The sequence below is a fragment of the Limimaricola litoreus genome (assembly GCF_024159025.1).
Classification (GTDB): domain Bacteria; phylum Pseudomonadota; class Alphaproteobacteria; order Rhodobacterales; family Rhodobacteraceae; genus Limimaricola; species Limimaricola litoreus.
Map to the genome: position 1 here is coordinate 1 of NZ_JAMYXC010000194.1, position 18,014 is coordinate 18,014.

General features: G+C 69.1%; 18 protein-coding genes. 7 read left to right on the plus strand and 11 right to left on the minus strand.

The features are described 5' to 3' along the window. Positions 1-109: 109 nt before the first annotated feature. Positions 110-763 carry an ABC transporter ATP-binding protein gene (locus NHG85_RS12415; protein WP_253332810.1) on the minus strand — a complete coding sequence of 218 codons (654 nt, stop codon included), beginning with the start codon at positions 761-763 and terminating at the stop codon, positions 110-112. Positions 764-892: 129 nt separating this feature from the next. Between NHG85_RS12415 and NHG85_RS12420 the strand changes: the two genes are divergently transcribed. The 3 genes from NHG85_RS12420 to NHG85_RS12430 are packed head-to-tail and all read left to right on the plus strand — an operon-like array spanning position 893 to position 2,504. Beyond that, a complete protein-coding gene (locus NHG85_RS12420; RefSeq protein ID WP_253332812.1) occupies positions 893-1,093 on the plus strand; it encodes a hypothetical protein in 201 nt (66 codons plus the stop codon). Positions 1,094-1,134: 41 nt separating this feature from the next. Then, positions 1,135-1,722: a uracil-DNA glycosylase family protein gene (locus NHG85_RS12425; RefSeq protein ID WP_253332814.1), complete on the plus strand. Its 588-nt coding sequence runs from the start codon at positions 1,135-1,137 to the stop codon at positions 1,720-1,722. Between the two features lie 2 nt (positions 1,723-1,724). Then, positions 1,725-2,504, plus strand: coding sequence for an SseB family protein (locus NHG85_RS12430; protein ID WP_253332816.1), 780 nt, complete (start codon positions 1,725-1,727; stop codon positions 2,502-2,504). A gap of 3 nt (positions 2,505-2,507) precedes the next feature. Here NHG85_RS12430 and NHG85_RS12435 read toward each other — a convergent pair whose 3' ends face one another. The 8 genes from NHG85_RS12435 to NHG85_RS12470 form a co-directional block, all read right to left on the minus strand. Beyond that, positions 2,508-3,434: a 2-hydroxyacid dehydrogenase gene (locus NHG85_RS12435; RefSeq protein WP_253332818.1), complete on the minus strand. Its 927-nt coding sequence runs from the start codon at positions 3,432-3,434 to the stop codon at positions 2,508-2,510. Position 3,435: 1 nt separating this feature from the next. Then, positions 3,436-4,575 (minus strand): rod shape-determining protein RodA, encoded by a 1,140-nt coding sequence (gene rodA / locus NHG85_RS12440; RefSeq protein WP_253332820.1) that lies wholly within the window; start codon positions 4,573-4,575, stop codon positions 3,436-3,438. A 1-nt stretch (position 4,576) separates the two neighbouring features. Beyond that, complete coding sequence (gene mrdA / locus NHG85_RS12445) at positions 4,577-6,517, minus strand: penicillin-binding protein 2 (RefSeq protein WP_253332822.1); 1,941 nt, start codon at positions 6,515-6,517, stop codon at positions 4,577-4,579. Continuing rightward, complete coding sequence (locus tag NHG85_RS12450) at positions 6,514-7,047, minus strand: rod shape-determining protein MreD (protein WP_253332824.1); 534 nt, start codon at positions 7,045-7,047, stop codon at positions 6,514-6,516. The genes mrdA and NHG85_RS12450 overlap by 4 nt, the downstream gene beginning before the upstream one ends. Continuing rightward, positions 7,040-7,993, minus strand: coding sequence for a rod shape-determining protein MreC (gene mreC, locus NHG85_RS12455; RefSeq protein ID WP_253332826.1), 954 nt, complete (start codon positions 7,991-7,993; stop codon positions 7,040-7,042). Before mreC ends, NHG85_RS12450 begins: the two co-directional genes overlap by 8 nt. A gap of 72 nt (positions 7,994-8,065) precedes the next feature. Beyond that, positions 8,066-9,103: a rod shape-determining protein gene (locus NHG85_RS12460; RefSeq protein ID WP_253332828.1), complete on the minus strand. Its 1,038-nt coding sequence runs from the start codon at positions 9,101-9,103 to the stop codon at positions 8,066-8,068. A 184-nt stretch (positions 9,104-9,287) separates the two neighbouring features. Beyond that, positions 9,288-10,871, minus strand: coding sequence for a 2-isopropylmalate synthase (locus tag NHG85_RS12465; protein WP_253332830.1), 1,584 nt, complete (start codon positions 10,869-10,871; stop codon positions 9,288-9,290). 192 nt (positions 10,872-11,063) lie between these two features. Then, positions 11,064-11,864 (minus strand): glutathione S-transferase family protein, encoded by an 801-nt coding sequence (locus tag NHG85_RS12470; protein ID WP_253332832.1) that lies wholly within the window; start codon positions 11,862-11,864, stop codon positions 11,064-11,066. Between the two features lie 94 nt (positions 11,865-11,958). Between NHG85_RS12470 and NHG85_RS12475 the strand changes: the two genes are divergently transcribed. Beyond that, positions 11,959-12,672, plus strand: coding sequence for an SDR family oxidoreductase (locus tag NHG85_RS12475; RefSeq protein ID WP_253332834.1), 714 nt, complete (start codon positions 11,959-11,961; stop codon positions 12,670-12,672). After that, complete coding sequence (locus NHG85_RS12480) at positions 12,662-13,327, plus strand: SDR family NAD(P)-dependent oxidoreductase (RefSeq protein WP_253332836.1); 666 nt, start codon at positions 12,662-12,664, stop codon at positions 13,325-13,327. The genes NHG85_RS12475 and NHG85_RS12480 overlap by 11 nt, the downstream gene beginning before the upstream one ends. 4 nt (positions 13,328-13,331) lie before the next feature. Here NHG85_RS12480 and NHG85_RS12485 read toward each other — a convergent pair whose 3' ends face one another. Beyond that, complete coding sequence (locus tag NHG85_RS12485) at positions 13,332-14,873, minus strand: MORN repeat-containing protein (RefSeq protein ID WP_253332838.1); 1,542 nt, start codon at positions 14,871-14,873, stop codon at positions 13,332-13,334. Positions 14,874-15,092: 219 nt separating this feature from the next. Between NHG85_RS12485 and NHG85_RS12490 the strand changes: the two genes are divergently transcribed. After that, a complete protein-coding gene (locus tag NHG85_RS12490) occupies positions 15,093-15,521 on the plus strand; it encodes a DUF1801 domain-containing protein (RefSeq protein ID WP_253332840.1) in 429 nt (142 codons plus the stop codon). A 27-nt stretch (positions 15,522-15,548) separates the two neighbouring features. After that, positions 15,549-17,012 carry an MFS transporter gene (locus tag NHG85_RS12495; RefSeq protein WP_253332842.1) on the plus strand — a complete coding sequence of 488 codons (1,464 nt, stop codon included), beginning with the start codon at positions 15,549-15,551 and terminating at the stop codon, positions 17,010-17,012. Here the strand turns inward: NHG85_RS12495 and NHG85_RS12500 are convergent, their stop codons facing one another. After that, a complete protein-coding gene (locus tag NHG85_RS12500; protein ID WP_253332844.1) occupies positions 17,013-17,945 on the minus strand; it encodes an MBL fold metallo-hydrolase in 933 nt (310 codons plus the stop codon). Positions 17,946-18,014 lie beyond the last annotated feature (69 nt).

Genomic DNA, 18,014 nt, shown 5'->3' on the forward strand with positions numbered 1-18,014 from the left:
GGGGGCGGGGCGTGCCTCCATCGCGGCGGTCGCGGCGGCGCGCGCGGCCTCGGGATCGACAGGCCGGGGGGCGAGGGGCGTGCCGGCGCGCAGCCGGTAACGGGTCACCTTAGGAGTGGTAGTCATAAAGCTCGCGCGCCTCCTCGAGACTGTCGAACATGTGCAGCCGGCCATGCCGCAGCACGGCGGCCTGCCGGGCAAAGCGCTCCAGCGTCTGCGGCTGGTGCGAGACGATGATTACCGTGGTGGTCTCCAGCCGCTCGCGCAGGATTTCGCCGGCCTTGCGGTTGAAGGCGGCGTCCGTGGTCTGCGGCATGCCCTCGTCGATCAGGTAGATGTCGAAATCCAGCGCCAGCATCAGCGAAAAGGTGAAGCGCGCGCGCATCCCTTGGCTGTAGGTGCCGACGGGCCGGTCGAAATATTCCGCGATGCCGCAAAGCCAGCGGCAGAAGGCCTCGACGTAATCGGGGTCGAGCCCGTAGAGCCGGGCGATGTAGCGCGCGTTCTCTCGCGCGCTGTGGCGCGGCACCACCCCGCCCATGAAGCCCAGCGGAAAGGAGATCCGGCAGCCGCGGGTGATCGTGCCTTCGTCGGGCTTTTCCAGCCCGGCCATCATGTTGATCAGCGTGGTCTTGCCGGTGCCGTTGGGCGCGAGAATGCCGAGCGAGCGACCCAGCTCGACACGAAACGAGGCCCGGTCGAGGATGACCTTGCGCTGCTGTCCGGTCCAGAAGGACTTGCTGACCTGGTTGAACTCGAGCATCTGCTCCCCGCTTCGGTGCCCGGCTGTCTTTGCCATGTCCAACCATCAGGGTCGATCCGGGGCTTCGTGATTCCGATCTAGGCCCGGTTTATGGCGAAACGACGCCCAAATCCTTACCAAATCGGGAGAATGTTTCCGCGCTCCGGCGGATCTTGCGCCCGGCCCGACCGGCACCGCCACGCCCGGCGCGGCGAAACTTCTGCATCGCTCGCGCGTTTGGAGGGCGAACCCCACTCATCGGAAAGGAACGACCCCATGCGCAAGTTCGTCAAGTATTTCGCCATCTGGAAACTGGCTCGCAAGGTGCTGCGCGGCGGCCGCCGGGCGTGATGTTGCGCGCGGGCGGCGGGCAGGGCGCGAGGTAGGCCGCGATGGAGAAGCTGCGCGCCGAGCTTTCCGCCTGCCGCCTGTGCGCCGACCGGTTCGCCGCCACAGCGACGCGGCACGCGCCGCGGCCCGTCGTCTGGTTTCGCCCCGGTGCCCGGCTCCTGATCGCGAGCCAGGCGCCGGGGCTTCGCGTGCACGAGGCGGGGACGCCTTTCTGGGACCGTTCGGGCAAGCGGCTGCGCGACTGGCTCGGCATGGACGAAGACACCTTCTACGACCGCAGCCGCGTCGCTATCGTGCCGATGGCCTTCTGTTTTCCGGGATACGACACCAAGGGCTCGGACCTGCCGCCGCCACCCATCTGCGCGCAGGTCTGGCGCGATCGCGTCCTGTCGGAGCTGACGGACATCCGCCTCACCGTGCTGATCGGCGGTGCGGCGATGAACTGGCATTTGGGCCGCGGGCCGGGCGTGACCGAGCGGGTGCGCCAGTGGCGCGATTTCGGCCCCGGTCTCTTTCCCTTGCCTCATCCCTCGTGGCGCAATACCGCGTGGATCAAGCGCAACCCGTGGTTCGAGGCGGAGGTTCTGCCCGCGCTCAAGGCCCGCGTGCGCGAGGTGATGGAGGACTGAGCATGGAAACCGGACTGGACGTGGCCTCGGCGGCCATGGAGGCCGCGCCCGAGGACGACGCAGCGCGGCTGCGCTATTACGGCCGCCTCGCGGATGCGGAGCTTTACCTGCTGCTCGCCGACGAGGCCGACGAGGAAAGCGTGACCCCGGTGACCATCGAGGAGGCGGGGCAGAGCTACGCCGTGGCCTTCGACCGCGAGGAGCGCCTTTCCGAATACGCGGGCGCAGCCGCCTTCCACGCCGCCGTGCCGGGCCGGGCGCTGGCGCAGATCCTCGGCAGCCAGGGGCTCGGCCTCGCGCTCAACCCGCGTGTCGCCCCCTCGGCGCGGCTCTTGCCGCCCGAGGCGCTGACATGGCTGGCCGAGACGCTGACCCATGCGCCGCAGGAGGCCTCCGAACGCCCCGTCGCCGTCAACCCGCCGCGCGACGTCTCCGAGGCGCTGCTCGCGGCCCTCGACGAGAAGCTCGCTTCGGCGCGGGGCCTCGCGCGCGAGGCGTTCCTCGTCCGGGTCGAATATGCCGACGGGCGCGAGGCGCCGCTTTTGGCCTTTCTCGACCCCGCGCCGATGGCCGAGCGCGGGCTTGCCGTCGCGGTGGGCGAGGCTCTGACCTTCTCGGGGCTGGAGGAGGGCGCGCTCGACGTGACCTTTCTCGAAGGCCAGACGGAGACCGCGCGCCGCATCGCCCGCGCCGGGCTTAGGCTCAAGCTGCCGCAGCCGCATGTCACCCCCGGACCCAAGGCCCCCGGCACCGACCCCGAAAAGCCGCCGCGCCTGCACTGAAGCTCAGTAGCCGCGCGCCCGATCGACGAGGTGCAAGAGCGGCTCGCCCGCCTCGGCGCGGCGGATGTTCTCGACGATCACCCGCGCGGCCGTGGCGGGCCGCGTGGCCGAGGCGACATGCGGCGTCACGGTGACGCGCGGATGGTGCCAGTAGGGGTGGTCGCGGGGCAGCGGCTCGGTGCGGAACACGTCGAGCGTCGCATGGCCGATCCGGCCCTCGTCCAGCGCCGCGAGCAGAGCCGCGTCGTCGATTAGCGGCCCGCGCCCGGGGTTGATCAGCGCGGCCCCTCGTGCGGGCAGGGCGAGGCGCGCCGCGGCGAGCAGGTTCTCAGTCTCGGACGTCAGCGGCAGCAATGTCACGACGATCTGCGCGCCCTCGAGCGCCTCCGAAAGCCCCTCTTCGCCCGACAGGCAGCGCAGCCCCGCGATGTCTTTCTGCGTCCGGCTCCAGCCCGTCACCGGAAAGCCCAGACCCGCCAGCGCCTGCGCGCAGGCGCGGCCCAGCGCGCCGAGGCCGAGCATGGTGACGGGCCGGTCGGCGGCGAGCGGCGGGGGCGAGGGATCCCAGTCCTGCTCGGGGTTCACCACATGCGCGTCCAGCCCCAGATGATGGCGCAGCACGTGGCCGGTCACGTATTCGACCATGCCGCGCTCCAGCCCCGCATCGACCATGCGGGTGAGCGGCTGGGTCAGCGTCGCGTTGCCGACGATCCGCTCCACCCCGGCCCAGAGCGACAGCACCGCGCGGGCGCGGCTGAAGGGGGTGAAGTCGCGCAGCGCGTCATTGGGCGCATAGACGATGTAATCGACCGTCTCGGGCGCCGCCTCGCGCACGACCTCCGCCTCGATGCCGGCACGGGCCAGCGCGGAGGGGAGCAGGTCGCGGTAGTCGGCCCAGTCGCTTTCGGGGGCGGAGAACAGGATCTTCATGTTACCTCGGCTTGTGGACATGCGCGCTCTGGACCAGCCCGAAGGCCAAGAGCAGCACCAGCATCGCCGATCCGCCATAGCTCACCAGCGGCAACGGTACGCCGACCACCGGCGCAAGGCCCATCACCATCGACATGTTCACCGCGAAGAACAGGAAGAACGTCATGGTGATGCCGATCGTCAGCAACGAGGCGAAGCGGTCGCGGTTGTTCACCGCCGAGGCGACGCAGAAGAAGATGATCAGCCCGTAGAGCGCCAGCAGCGTCGAGGCGCCGACGAAGCCCAGCTCCTCGGCCAGGGTGGTGAAGATGAAGTCGGTGTGCTTCTCGGGCAGGAAGTTGAGGCGGCTTTGCGTGCCCTGCATGAAGCCGCGCCCGGTCCAGCCACCCGAGCCGAGCGCGATCTTGGCCTGGGTGATGTGGTAGCCCGCGCCCAAGGGGTCGTTCGAGGGATCAAGGAAGGTGTCAATCCGGCGATACTGGTAATCCTTCAGGAGCTGCCACGACGTTCCCCTTGAAACGAAGACGGCATAGACCGCGCCGACGCCCGCCGCGATCACGGTGGCGAAATAGGCCCAGTGGACGCCGGCGGCGAACATCACCGTCGCCCCGCCGATCAGCAGCAGGAGTGCCGTGCCGAGATCGGGCTGCGCCAGCGTCAGCAGCGTCGGGATCGAGATGAAGATCACCGGCAGCAGCACCCAGAAGATATGCGAGGTGCGCCTGAGCGGCAGCCAGTCGTAATAGGCGGCCAGCAGCATCACGAGGCTGACCTTCATCAGCTCGGAGGGCTGCAACCGGATCGGCCCAAGGTCGATCCAGCGCTGCGCGCCCATGCCGACCGTGCCGAACATGTCCACCGCCACCAGAAGCGCGAGCGAGCCGCCATAGGCCAGAAGCGCCATGTTGCGCCAGAACCAGATCGGCACCATGGCGACGATGATCATCGCCACCATGCCGACGCCGAAGCGCTTCATCTGCGGCTCCATCCACGGCGTGGTCGAGCCCCCCGCGACCGAGTAGAGCATCAGGAAGCCGAAGCCGCAGACGGCCGAGATCAGCAGGATCACCGGCCAGTTGAGATACAGCAGCTTGCGAAACCCGGTGGGGACGAACTTGGCATTGGCTTCGAGGTAGCTCATCTCAGGCCCTGTCCGAGGAGGTCGTGCCGCGCGCGACGTGGTTCTCGATCCGCTTTTGCTGCGCGGCGATCTCGTCATGCAGGTTCGACGGGTAGGCCTCGAGCGGCGGCGGGCCGTCGTAGAGCGCCTGCAGCGTCACGTCCCGCGCGATGGGGGCCGCGACCGAGGAGCCGCCGCCGCCATGCTCGACGATGACCGAGATCGCGAAGCGCGGGTTGTCATAGGGCGCGAAGTTGACCCACAGCGCGTGGTCGCGCCGTTCCCAGGGCAGGTCGGCGTTCGAGGTGACGCCGCGCGCGCGCTCCTCGGCGGTGATGCGGCGCACCTGGCTGGTGCCCGACTTGCCCGCCATCTGCATCCCCTCGGCCACGATGCGCGAGCGAAAGCCGGTGCCGCGCCGGGCGTTGGAGACGTCGTTCATCGCCGCGCGCACGCGGCGCAGGTAGTTCTCGTTGAGCCCCATGGGATCGCCCGCGCCCGAGGGCTGGATCACGCCGCCGACCGAATGGATCAGCCGGGGCCGCACGTCGCGCCCCGTCGCCAGCCGCGCCGTCATCACCGCGAGCTGCAGGGGCGTCGCCAGCACGTAGCCCTGGCCGATCGAGGCGTTGACCGTGTCGCCGATGCGCCAGGCCTCGCCATAGCGGTCGCGCTTCCACTGGGTGTCGGGCGCCACGCCCGTGCTCACCGCCGACATCGGCACGTCGTGCTCGACGCCGACCCCGAGCCGGCGCGCCATCTCGGCGATCCGGTCGATGCCGATCTTCTGGCTGACCTCGTAGTAGTAGACGTCGCAGCTTTCCTGAAGCGAGCGGTGCATGTCGACATTGCCGTGCCCGCCGCGCTTCCAGCAGTGAAACCGCGTGCCGCCCACCTCCGTGTAACCGGGGCAGTACTCGGTGTCCTCGGGCCCCACGAGCCCCGATTCCAGCGCCGCCAGCGCCACCACCATCTTGAAGGTGGAGCCGGGCGGATAGGCGCCCTGCACGGTCTTGGCCGAGAGCGGGCGATACTTGTTCTCGTTGAGCGCCCGCCAGTCGGGCCCCGAGATGCCGCGCACGAAGAGGTTCGGGTCGAAGGTCGGTGCCGAGGCGACGGCGCGCAGGTCGCCGGTCTCGAGATCCATCACCACCACCGAGGCGCTCTCGCCCTCGAGCCGGGCCTCGGCATAGCTTTGCAGCTTGCTGTCGATGGTGAGCTGGATGTCGGCGCCCGACTTGCCCTCCTCGCGGTCGATCTCGCGCATCACCCGGCCGGCGGCGTTGACCTCGATCCGCTTGGTGCCGGCCGAGCCGCGCAGCTCCTCCTCGAACTTGGCCTCCACCCCGGTCTTGCCGATCTGGAAGCGCGGGATCTGCATCAAGGGGTCGGGGTCATCCATCTTCGACAGGTCGTAATCCGAGACCGGGCCGACATAGCCCACCACATGCGCCGTGTCCGAACCGCGCGGGTAATGGCGCGACAGGCCGACCTCGGCGGTGATGCCGGGCAGGGCGGGGGTGTTGACCGTGACCTTGGCCACGTCCTCCCACGGCACGCGCTCGGCCACGGTGACGGGAACAAAGCCGGGGCGGCGCGCCATCTCGGCCTTGACGTCCTCGATCGCCTCATCGGGTAGCGAGATCAGCCGCGCCAGCCGGTCGAGCGTGTCATCGACATCGCCCGCATCCTCGCGGGTGATGATGATGCGGTAATTCTGCTCGTTGACCGCGAGCGGCACGCCGTTGCGGTCGAAGATCAGCCCGCGCGAGGGCGGGATGAGCCGCATGTTGATGCGGTTTTCCTCGGCGAGGTTGCGATAGATCTCGCCCTCCTCGACCTGCATTGAGCGCATCCGCCAGCCCAGCACGCCGATCATGCCGAGCTGCGCCGTGCCGATCAGCAGGCTGCGCCGGGCGATGCGGCGGGTACTCTCGGCGGTTTCCTTGGGCGGGCGTTTCATGCGGAGATCCTCCGGCGGGTGTCGATCGAACCGCGGGCGATGCCGAACAGCCAGCGCGCGGCGAAGGCTGTGAGCGGATAGGCCAGCGCCGTGGCGAGCGCCTGGCTCGCGACCAGCCCCGGCGGCGGGGCCGGGATCACGGCGACCAGCATGACCAGCTGCGCGGCGGCCAGTATGCCCGCCACCGCCAGCGCCGCGGCCCCCCATTCGACGCCGAAGCCGCCGGCGCGCAGCCGCGGCTGCCTGCGGCGCAGCATCTCGGTGGCGATCACCGTCAGCGCGGCCATGAGGCCCGGCGGGCGCTGGAACAGGAAATCCGCCAGCAGCACCACCCCCGCGATCAGCCAGACCGGCGCCAGCCGGGGACGGCGCAGCGTCCACAGCAGCAGCACGGCAAGCAGCAGGTCCGGCCCCGCCCAGCGCGGCGGCAGCGTGTCGAGCGGCAAAAGCCGCGCGATGATCAGCACCAGCGCCAGCGCCGCGACACCCGCCCGTCCGAGCCAGAGCCTGGTGGGCCGCGGACTAGCCATCTTGCGTCTCCGCAGCGGAGGCCGCCGCCTCGTCGGCAGGCGCGAGGCTCTCGGGCGCGGGGGCGGGCGGGCCGAAGACCTCGCGCGGCTCGGGCACGATCAGCCGGCCGGCCTCGTCCAGCACCTCGGCTTGGTGGCTCCTGAGCACGCGCAGGAATTCGAGCCGCTCGTAATCGGCGGCGAGCCGGATCCTGAGCCGCCCGTCGGCGCTCATCGTCACCTGTCCCACCAGCAGGTCGGCGGGGAACATGCCGCCATCGCCGGAGGAGACGACGCGGTCGCCCGGGCGCACGAGGTCGGGGTTCTCAAGAAAGTCGATCGGCGGGTAGATCGTGTTGTCGCCCGCGAGGATCGCGCGCTGCCCCGAGGGCTGGATCGTCACGGGGATGCGGCTCGATGTGTCGGTGAGCAGCATGACCCGGCTGGTGGACTGACCCACGCCCGAGATCCGCCCGACAAGCCCGATCCCGTCCATCGCCGGCCAGCCGTCGAGCACCCCGTCGCGTGCGCCGACGTTGAGCAGCACCGATTGGCGGAAGGGCGAGCCGCTGTCGGCCATGACCACGCCGGTGATGTAGGTCAGCTCCGGATCGAGGCGGACCTTGTTAAGATCGAGAAGCTTGGCATTCTCCTGTTCGAGCTGCAGCGCCGCCTCGCGCCAGGCGCGCATCTGCTGCAATTCACGCCGCAGCTGGCGGTTCTGCTCGTGCAGATGGGCGTAGCTCTGGAAATTCGCCGCCATGGTGGCGAGGCCGGTGACCGGGGCGAGCGCCCAGTCGAAGGAGGGGAGCACCCGGTCGATCACCTCGGCGCGCATCCGCTCGACCCGCGGGCTGTCGATGCGCCACAGCGCGAAGAGCGCCAGAAGCGCAAGCACCAAAAGCCCGACCAGCAGTCTGCGGATCGGGCGGGCGAACTCCTCGCCGCTGTGACGTGATCTGGCCAAGGAGCGCGTACCCCCTCGTGATATGGCATGTCGCCCCAGGGCGGGGCAGGGCGCCCACGGCGGGCGCCGCGGTCAGCTGTCGTAGTCTATCACATGGCGCAGCTGTTTCTCGTATTCCAGCGCCTTGCCGGTGCCGAGCGCCACACAGTTGAGTGACTCGTCGGCCACCGAAACGGCAAGGCCGGTCTGCTCGCGCAGCGCGAGGTCGAGCTGGCCCAGCAGCGCGCCGCCGCCCGTCAGCATCACGCCGCGATCGACGATGTCGGCGGCGAGATCCGGCGGGGTCGCTTCGAGCGCGGTCATCACCGCCTCGCAGATCTGCTGCACCGGCTCGGCCAGCGCCTCGGCGATCTGCGCCTGGGAGATCTCGGTCTCCTTGGGCACGCCGTTGAGAAGGTCGCGGCCGCGGATATGCATCGATTGCCCGCGCCCGTCATCGGGCATGCGGGCGGTACCGATCTGGGTCTTGATCCGCTCGGCCGTGGCCTCGCCGACCAGAAGGTTGTGCTGGCGGCGCAGGTAGCTGACGATCGCCTCGTCCATCCGGTCGCCGCCGACGCGCACCGAGCGGGCATAGACGATGTCGCCAAGCGACAACACCGCCACTTCGGTCGTGCCGCCGCCGATATCGACGACCATGTTGCCGGTCGGATCGGTGATCGGCATGCCCGAGCCTATGGCCGCGGCGATCGGCTCGGCGATCAGCCCTGCGCGCCGTGCACCGGCGGACAGTACCGACTGGCGGATCGCGCGTTTTTCCACAGGGGTGGCGCCATGCGGCACGCAGACGATGATCTTGGGCTTGGAGAAGGTCGTCCGCTTGTGCACCTTGCGGATGAAATACTTGATCATCTCCTCGGCCACGTCGAAATCGGCGATGACGCCCTCGCGCATCGGGCGGATCGCCTCGATCGAGCCGGGCGTCCGGCCCAGCATGAGCTTGGCGTCCTCGCCGACGGCGAGCACCTTCTTCACGCCGTCCTTGACGTGGTAGGCTACGACCGACGGTTCCGACAGCACGATGCCGCGGCCCTTGACATAGACCAGCGTGTTCGCCGTGCCGAGGTCGATCGCCATGTCAGACGAAAACAAGCTGCCCAATCCGAACATGGCGTAATCTATCCCGTAACCAGTGCTGTGATGTTCCGCGACTCCGGCCTGCGGACCTCGGGCCTTATAGGCATGACCGCCCGTCGCGGAAAGGCCCTGCAACCAAGACGGTCAGCGCATTTTCGCCGCCCGAAGGCTGCGTTCGGGGGCAGGGCGCCCGCGTGGCCCCCCGCCCCCGGGGCGATCACTCGCCCGCGTCCATGTAGCCCACGCCCTTGACGTCGGCATTCGGCGCGGTCTTTTCGCGCCGCACCAGCAGCCGGTTGACCGCGTTGATATAGGCCTTGGCGGAGGCCACGACGGTATCGGTGTCGGCCGACTGGCCGGTCGCGATCCGCCCGTCTTCCTCCAGCCGCACCGAGACCGTCGCCTGCGCATCCGTCCCCTCGGTCACAGCGGCCACCTGGTAGAGCTGCAGCCGCGCCTCGTGCGGGAACAGCGCCTTGATCGCGTTGAAGGTGGCGTCGACCGGCCCGTCACCCGTCGCATCGACCGATTTCTCCGCGTCGTCGATGGTCAGCGTCATCTCGGCGTGCTGCGGCCCCTCGGTGCCGCAGATCACCTTGAGCGCCTTGAGCCGGACCCGGTCCGAGACCGCCTCGTTCTGGCGCACCAGCGCGATCAGGTCGTCGTCATAGACCTCCTTCTTGCGGTCGGCCAGATCCTTGAACCGCACGAAGGTATCGTTGAGCTGGTTGTCGGCCATCTCGAAGCCCAGCTCGCGCAGCTTGGCGCGCAGCGCCGCGCGGCCCGAATGCTTGCCCAGCGGCAGCGAGGTGCCCGCGAGGCCCACGTCCTCGGGGCGCATGATCTCGAAGGTCTCGGCGTTCTTGAGCATCCCGTCCTGGTGGATGCCGCTCTCATGCGCGAAGGCGTTCTTGCCGACGATCGCCTTGTTGAACTGCACCGGAAAGCCCGAGACGGTGGCGACGCGGCGCGAGATGTTCATGATCTTGCGCGTGTCGACGCCGGTGTCCCACGGCAGGATGTCGTGGCGCACCTTGAGCGCCATGACGACCTCTTCCAGCGCGGTGTTACCCGCGCGCTCGCCCAGGCCGTTGATCGTGCATTCGATCTGGCGCGCGCCGCCCTCGACGGCGGCGAGGCTGTTGGCCGTCGCCATGCCCAGATCGTTGTGGCAGTGGGTGGCAAAGATGATCTCGTCCGCACCCGGCACCTCGGCGATCAGGCGGCGAATGAGATCGGCGCTCTCCACCGGGGCGGTGTAGCCCACCGTGTCGGGGATGTTGATCGTCGTGGCTCCGGCCTTGATCGCGATCTCGACCACGCGGGCGAGATAGTCCCACTCGGTGCGGGTCGCGTCCATCGGCGACCATTGTACGTTGTCGCACAGGTTGCGCGCGTGGGTCACGGTGTCGTGGATGCGCTGGGCCATCTCGTCTTGGGTCAGGTTCGGGATGGCGCGGTGCAGCGGCGAGGTGCCGATGAAGGTGTGGATGCGCGGGGAGCGGGCGTGTTTCACCGCCTCCCAGCAGCGGTCGATATCCTTGTAATTGGCGCGCGCGAGGCCGCAGATCGTGGCATTGCGCGATTGCCGGGCGATCTCGCTCACCGCCTTGAAATCGCCCTCCGAGGCGATCGGGAAACCGGCCTCGATGATGTCGACGCCCATCTCGTCGAGCAGCTCGGCGATCTCCAGCTTCTCGGCATGGGTCATGGTGGCGCCGGGCGATTGCTCGCCGTCGCGCAGCGTCGTGTCGAAGATCAGGACGCGGTTTTCGGGGCGGGTGTCGGGTGTGGTGGTCATCTCTCGATTCCTCTCGGGTCCGGGTGCTTTGTCCGGCGCGATTGTCCCCTCTGAGCGGTCGCGCCGAATGGCACGCTCAGAGGCGCGTAAGGAGAAGAAGGGTCCGAAGCGCGGGCAGGGCCGCGGGGGACGAGAGGATGACGTTCCGGCTCATGGGCGGGACTATATCGCCCGAATCCGCAATGAAAACCCCTAAGAGGGCAGAAGTCCCAACTCCGCGTCCGAGGCCACGCGGTCGTACTTGTCGCGCGGCGGCATGGGCCGGTCGCGCCAGTCGGGTTCGAACACGAAGCTCGACCTTTGCCGACCCTCGGGCCGCGCGCCGTTGCCCGAGCCCACGGCATAGTCGTAATAGAGTTTCACGATCTGATCATAGCGCACCTGCTGCGCCGCCTCGTGGTCGAGGCAGGCCGCGCGCCAGCGCCGCACACGGGCAAACTCGGACGTGTCGGGCAGGGCGAAGCCCTCGTAATGCACCAGGAACCAGAAGCGCATCATCAGCGGCGTATAGACGATCTCCGCCAGGCCAAAGCGGTCGAACAGCCATGTGCCGTCCGGGTTGTGCCGCTCCAGCATCTCGTTCAGCCAGCGGTAATGGCCGAGCAGCGCCTCGCGCTTTTCCTCCGTCTTGGCCCGGTCGGTGTTCATCACATAGAGGTATCCGGCCATGCCGAAGGGCCCCTCGCGGGTGATGAAGAGCCGCTCGATCCCGCGCTCGAACGGGTCGGCGCGGGCGACGCGCGGCTCGGCCCAGCGCTCCTCGACATAGCGCAGGATGACGAGGCTTTCCTTCAGCACGCCACCGTCCTCGGTCTCCAGAACCGGCAGCGCCGTGGTGCCGCCGGTCTTTTCCAGGAGCCAGTCGGGCCGCGGCTCGGTGATGTCGATGACCCGGAACTCGACCGCCTCCGACAGCCCCTTGAGCGCGAGCAGGATCTCGACGCGCTGCGAAAACGGGCAGACGGGGATGTGGTAGATGACGGGGCGGTCCATGGGCGATCCTCCTGCTTTACACGCGCGATGATGCCACGCGCGTCAGGCGTCGTCACGGATTGACCGCGCCCCATGCCCGGCTAGATCGCGCGCCATGGCAGATGACATCAAACGGGCGCTCGTCACCGGCGGCGCGAAGGGTATAGGGCGCGGCGTCGTGCTGCGGCTGATGCGAGAGGGCTGGCAGGTCGCCGCGCTCGACCGCGACGCGGAGGCGCTGGCCGCCCTGCCGGACGGGGTAGCGGCGCTGGAGGCGGACGTCTCGAACGAGGCCTCGGTGCAGGACGCCGTGGCGGCGACGGGCTGGGACGGGCTCGATCTTCTGGTCAACAACGCAGGCATCGCCGATCCCGAGGTGGGGCCGGTCGAGGATCTGGCGCTCGAGATCTGGCAGGCCTTCCTCGACACCAACCTCACCGGCGCGCTGCTGATGACCAAGCATTGCGTGCCGCTTTTGCGCGCGCGGCGCGGCGCGATCGTCAACGTCACCTCCAGCCGGGCGCACCAGTCCGAGCCGCAGACCGAGCCCTATGCCGCCGCCAAGGGCGGGCTGACGGCGTTGACCCACGCGCTCGCCGTCTCATTGGGCCCCGAGATCCGCGTCAACGCGCTGGCCCCGGGCTGGATCGTCACCGACGGGGGCGAAGAACTGCGCGAGATCGACCACGCGCAGCACCCGGCGGGCCGGGCGGGCCGTCCCGAGGACGTGGCCGAGGCGGTGCTGTGGCTGGCGGGCGCGGGCTTCATGACCGGCCAGGAGGTGCTGCTCGATGGCGGCATGACGCGCAAGATGATCTATGCCGAGTGAGCGCGCCCTCGTCATCGGTGCCTCTGGCGGCATCGGTGCGGCGCTGGCCGAGGCATTGGAGGCGCGGGGCGCGCGCGTCACGCGGCTGTCGCGCCGCCACGACGGGTTCGATGTCACCGATGCGACCTCGATCGAGCGGGTGCTGGGCGCTCTGGAGGGGCCATACGAGCTGATCCTCGTCGCCATCGGCATCCTCGCGCCCCAAGGGCTGGGGCCGGAAAAATCCCTTGGTGCGATCGATGCGCAGGCAATGGCTCATGTTTTCGCCGTCAACGCCATCGGCCCGGCGCTGATCCTGCGGCACCTGCCCCGGCTCATCGCCCCCGGCGGGCGGGCGGGGGTGCTGTCGGCGCGGGTGGGCTCGATCGAGGACAACGAGATCGGCGGCTGGCATTCCTACCGCGCCTCCAAGGCGGCGCTGAACCAGATCGTGCATGGCGCGGCGATCGAGCTCAAGCGCCACGACCGCGCGGCGCTCCTCGTGGCGCTGCATCCCGGCACGGTGGAGACGGGCTTCACCGCGGCTTATGCGGGAAAGCACCGCATGGTGGCCGCCCCCGAGGCCGCGGCGAACCTGCTCGCCGTGATTGAAGGGCTGGAGCCTGCGCAATCGGGCGGGTTCTACGACTGGCGCGGCGAAGCGGTGCCTTGGTAGCGGCTCATTCCTGCGCGGGCGTGGTCTCGATCGTCACATCACCCGCATCGGGCGCGGCCTCGATCACCTGCGGCGCCTCGGAGGTCTCGGCATCCGGCGCCGCCGCTTCGGCTTCGGTCTGCGCGGTCCCGTCGCCCTCGGTCGCCTCCTCCGCCGCATCGGGCAGGATCACCCGCGGCCGCTCGACCGGCGCGTCGCCGACAAAGGCGCCGTCGCTCCAGCCGCCATCCTCGGTCTCGCCGGTGGCATAGCGCATCACGCCCTGGCCCTGCCGCCGCCCGCCGCGGAACATGCCCTCGTAGACGTCGCCATTGGCATAGGTCGCGATGCCTTCGCCCTCGATCTCGCCGTTCGACCATGCGCCTTCATAGGTAAAGCCGTCGGGCATGGTGATCTTGCCCGTCCCGTGCCGCTGCCCGTCCCTGAAGCCGCCCTCGTAGACGGTGCCGTCGGCATAGGTGGCCACGCCCTCGCCCTCGCGCTGGCCCTCGGCCCATCCGCCTTCGTAGCTGTAGCCGTCGGCATAGGTCATCTTGCCCCGGCCGTGGTTCTGCGCGTCGCGGAACTCGCCCTCGTAGACGAGGCCGTTGGCATAGGTGGCCACGCCCGTGCCCTCGATCACGCCCTCCGACCAGTCGCCCTCATAGGTCGAGCCGTCGGTATAGGTGATCTTGCCGGTGCCATGGGCGAGGTCGTTCTCGAACTGGCCCTCGTAGACCGAACCGTCGGGGTAGGTGACTTCGCCCTCGCCCTCGATCCGCCCCTCGACCCAATCGCCCTCGTAGCGGTAGCCGTCGGTGCCGGTGAAGCTGCCCTTGCCGTGGCGGCGGTCGTTCTCGAAGGTGCCCTCGTAGACGTCGCCATTGGCGTATTCGACCCGGCCCTGTCCCTGCCGCTTTCCGGCAGTGAAGCTGCCGATGTAGACATCGCCGCCGGGCTGCTCCAGCCGGCCTTCGCCCTCGATCCGCCCATCGACCCAGCCGCCCTCGTAGATCAGCCCGTCGGGCATGGTGAGCCGGCCCTCTCCGTCGCGCTCGCCGCCCTTGAGCGTGCCTTCGTAGACCGCGCCGTCGGGATAGGTAATCTTGCCTTCGCCTTCCTTGACGCCGTTGATCCACTGGCCTTCGTAGACATAGCCGTCGGGGCTCGTCAGCGTGCCGATGCCGTGGTGCATGGCATTGCGGAATTCGCCCTCGTAGCGGCTGCCATTGGCGTATTCGGCGGTGCCGCGACCGGTGATCTTGCCGTCCTCCCACTCGCCCTCGTAGGTGCCGCCATCGGCGAAGGTGATCCGGCCCACGCCCTCGGGCTTGCCGCGCGCGAACTGGCCCTCGTAGACCGAGCCGTTGGGAAAGGTCGCCTGACCTTCGCCGCGGATCTCGCCCTCGAACCATTCGCCCACGTATTCATAGCCGTTCGGCAGCCGGTAGCTGCCCATGCCGTGCTGGCGGCCATTGAGGAAGGTGCCCTCGTAGACGCCGCCATCCTCGTATTGCTTGGTGGTGATCTCCTGCGCGAAGGCGAAAGGCACCTGCGCGAGTCCCATTGCCGCCGCGAGAGTGAACGCGCGCATGGCTCCTGCCGACATGACCGATTGCCCCCGATCGCCGGGACCGGTTCGCCCGGGCCCTGTTTCCGCTTTGGCGACAGAGTACCCGTGGCCCGGGGGCAAGACAACCTGCGCGGCGCCGCATCATACGCGGTCTTGCACCGCTGCATCGGCCCGCTAGGCTGGGACCTGTGCCTGGCGGCAGAGGGAATGGAAATGAGCGGGAACAAGACCATGCCCACGCAAGCCAGCGTCGCGGATTTTCTCGGCGCGGTGACGCCCGCGCGGCGGCGCGAGGACGCCCGGGCGCTCGATGCGCTGTTTCGCGAGGTCACCGGTTTCGTGCCGCAGATGTGGGGGCCATCCATCGTCGGTTACGGCGCTTACGACTATGTCTATGACAGCGGCCGCTCGGGGCGCTTTCTCGCCACCGGGTTTTCGCCTCGAAAGGCGCATCTCGTGCTCTACATCATGCCCGGCTACGACGCGGCCAACCCGATCCTCGACCGTCTGGGCAAGCATCGGCTGGGCAAATCGTGCCTTTACATCAACAAGCTCGCCGATGTGGATCGCGGCGTTCTGGCAGAGCTGATCCGGCACGGGCTCGACCGGCTGGGGGGATACTGGCCGGTGCATCCGATCTGACGCGGCAGCCGCGCGCCGGGATACGAGATGACCGAGGACGACACACCGCTCAGGGGCCGCTGGATCGCCATGGCGGCGCTTTTGGTGGCGGGCTTCATGAACCTGATCGACGTGACCATCGTCAACGTCGCCATCCCGTCGCTTCAGGACGCGTTCGACGCCACCGACAGCCAGATCGAATGGGTCGTCGCCGCCTATATCCTGAGCTTCGCGTTGTTCTTGCTGCCCGCGGGTCGTCTGGGCGACGTGGTCGGGCGCAGGCGCATGTTCGTCATCGGGGTCACCGTCTTCACCATCGCCTCGGCGCTGTGCGGCCTGGCCCCCGGCATCGGCAGCCTCGTGGCCGCGCGCGTGTTGCAGGGCATCGGTGGCGCGATGATGACGCCGCAGACGCTGGCGCTGGTCCCGGCGCTGTTTCCCCCGCGCGAGCGCGGCGCAGCCTTCGCGCTGTTCGGCCTTTCGGCGGGGCTGGCGAGCGTGACCGGGCCGGTGCTCGGTGGGTTCCTCATCGGAGCCGACATCATGGGGCTCGACTGGCGGCCGATCTTTCTCGTCAACATCCCCGTGGGCGTGATCGCGGTTCTGGCGGCGATGCGCTTCGTGCCGAAGATCCCCGGAGATGCGGCGCTGCGGCTCGATCTCGTCGGCATGGCGCTGGCGGGCACGGGGCTGATGCTGCTGCTGTTTCCACTGATCGAGGGGCGGCAACTTGGCTGGCCCGCATGGGTCTTCGTGATGATGGCGGCGGCGCTGCCGGTGGGCATCGCCTTCGTGGCATGGCAGCGCAGGCAGGCCCGCAAGGGCGCTCCGCAGCTCATCCCGGCCAGCCTTCTGGCCAATGCCGATTACGTCACCGGCTCCGCGCTCGCCACGCTGCTCTTCGCGGGCATTCCCGGCTTCTTTCTGGTCTTCGCGATCTTCCTGCAGGTCGGCTTCGGGCTGACGCCGCTGGAATCCGGGATCACCACCATGCCGTTCTCGCTCGGCGTGCTGGGGGCCTCGGTCCTGTCGGGGCGCCTTGGCACGCGCTGGCCGCGCCAGCGGATCACGGCGGGGGCGGTACTCTTGGTGATCGGCATGACCGCGCTGCGGCTGGTGCTGCCCGAAGAGGGCGGGGCGCTGTCGCGCTCGGCCTTTATCATACCGCTCGGGATCGCGGGGCTGGGGCTCGGCACCGCCGTCTCGCCGCTGTTCCAGACGGTGCTGGCCAATGTCGCCGACCGCGACACGGGCGCGGGCTCGGGCGCGCTGCAAAGCTTCCAGCAGGTCGGCGGCGCTTTGGGCGTGGCGGTGATGGGGCAGCTCTTTTTCGGGATGCTGCGCGGCGGCGGCGATTATCCCGGCGCGATGACGGCCGCGCTGTGGTTCAACGCGGCCGCCTTCGTCGCCGTGGCGCTGCTGGTCTGGCGGCTGCCCGAGCCGCGCCTCGTGCCGCAAAGCAGGCCGGGGCAGGGGCCGGGCGGCAAGCCCGATCCCACCCCGGCCGAGTGATCAGAGCGTCAGCTGGTAGCTGTGCGGCACCCAGGCAAAGCCGTCGTCCACCGCCATGACATAGCCCGCCCCGGGGAAGGGCATGTGGTAGCCGATCACCGGCATCCTGCGCTCGGCTGCCATCGACAGCACCCTGCGCCGCGTCTCGACGGCCATGTCCTTGTCGCTGTCGAAGCGGACATGCCAATCGGGCTCGCCCAGCGACCAGACGTAGTGGTTGGCGGTATCGGCCATCAGCAAAAGTTCGCCCTCGCTCCCCGCCACGGTGAAGACGAGATGGCCCGGCGTGTGGCCGAAGGCCTCCATCGCGGTGAGCGGGCCCACCGTGTCGCCCTCGGCGAGGAAGTTCAGCTCGCCTTCGAGCGGGCGCACCTTGGTCTCGAAGCCCTCGTTCTCCTGCCCGGCCCAGTGGTCGAACTCGACCCGGCCTGCGTAATGCGCGGCGTTGGCAAAGGTCTTTTCCCCGCCTTCGGTCATCAGCCCGCCGATGTGGTCGCCATGCATGTGGGTCAGCACCACGTGGGTGACGTCGGAGGGCTGCTTGCCCGCGGCCTCCAGCGCCGCGGTGATGCCCGCCGCGTCGAGACCGGTATCGACGAGGATCATGTTCTCGCCCGCTTCGACCAGCACCGGGTTGAAGAAGAACCGCGCCTCGTCGGAGGAGATGAAGTTCTCCTCGCTCACCTGCGCAAAGGTCTCGTCGTCGACATTGAGGCCGAAGATCGAATGCGGCTCGGGCACGACGCGGCTGCCGGCGAGCAGGGTCGTCACCTTCACATCGCCCAGCGAGAAGGCGCGATGCGTCGGAAGCTCGACCCCGTCGCCCGGGGCCGCGGCTTGGGCATTGGCGGCGCCGGGCAGGCTCGCGCCTGCGGCCAGCGGCAGCGCCGCACCGGCCATGAGCGCCGCGCGGCGGCTGATGGAATGGGACATGTCGCGTCTCCTCTGGGCTGTGTCCGCCCAGAGGATAGCGCGCATCCGGCCCTCGCCTAGCGTCGGGGC

Coding starts and splice junctions, on each gene's coding strand:
- NHG85_RS12495 (WP_253332842.1), top strand. CDS start 15,549: ATGACCGAGGACGACACACCGCTCAGGGGCCGCTGGATCGCCATGGCG.
- NHG85_RS12490 (WP_253332840.1), top strand. CDS start 15,093: ATGAGCGGGAACAAGACCATGCCCACGCAAGCCAGCGTCGCGGATTTT.
- NHG85_RS12430 (WP_253332816.1), top strand. CDS start 1,725: ATGGAAACCGGACTGGACGTGGCCTCGGCGGCCATGGAGGCCGCGCCC.
- NHG85_RS12480 (WP_253332836.1), top strand. CDS start 12,662: ATGCCGAGTGAGCGCGCCCTCGTCATCGGTGCCTCTGGCGGCATCGGT.
- NHG85_RS12465 (WP_253332830.1), bottom strand. CDS start 10,871: ATGACCACCACACCCGACACCCGCCCCGAAAACCGCGTCCTGATCTTC.
- NHG85_RS12500 (WP_253332844.1), bottom strand. CDS start 17,945: ATGTCCCATTCCATCAGCCGCCGCGCGGCGCTCATGGCCGGTGCGGCG.
- NHG85_RS12485 (WP_253332838.1), bottom strand. CDS start 14,873: ATGGGACTCGCGCAGGTGCCTTTCGCCTTCGCGCAGGAGATCACCACC.
- NHG85_RS12425 (WP_253332814.1), top strand. CDS start 1,135: ATGGAGAAGCTGCGCGCCGAGCTTTCCGCCTGCCGCCTGTGCGCCGAC.
- NHG85_RS12470 (WP_253332832.1), bottom strand. CDS start 11,864: ATGGACCGCCCCGTCATCTACCACATCCCCGTCTGCCCGTTTTCGCAG.
- NHG85_RS12460 (WP_253332828.1), bottom strand. CDS start 9,103: ATGTTCGGATTGGGCAGCTTGTTTTCGTCTGACATGGCGATCGACCTC.
- NHG85_RS12435 (WP_253332818.1), bottom strand. CDS start 3,434: ATGAAGATCCTGTTCTCCGCCCCCGAAAGCGACTGGGCCGACTACCGC.
- NHG85_RS12415 (WP_253332810.1), bottom strand. CDS start 763: ATGCTCGAGTTCAACCAGGTCAGCAAGTCCTTCTGGACCGGACAGCAG.
- rodA (WP_253332820.1), bottom strand. CDS start 4,575: ATGAGCTACCTCGAAGCCAATGCCAAGTTCGTCCCCACCGGGTTTCGC.
- NHG85_RS12475 (WP_253332834.1), top strand. CDS start 11,959: ATGGCAGATGACATCAAACGGGCGCTCGTCACCGGCGGCGCGAAGGGT.
- NHG85_RS12420 (WP_253332812.1), top strand. CDS start 893: ATGTTTCCGCGCTCCGGCGGATCTTGCGCCCGGCCCGACCGGCACCGC.
- NHG85_RS12450 (WP_253332824.1), bottom strand. CDS start 7,047: ATGGCTAGTCCGCGGCCCACCAGGCTCTGGCTCGGACGGGCGGGTGTC.
- mrdA (WP_253332822.1), bottom strand. CDS start 6,517: ATGAAACGCCCGCCCAAGGAAACCGCCGAGAGTACCCGCCGCATCGCC.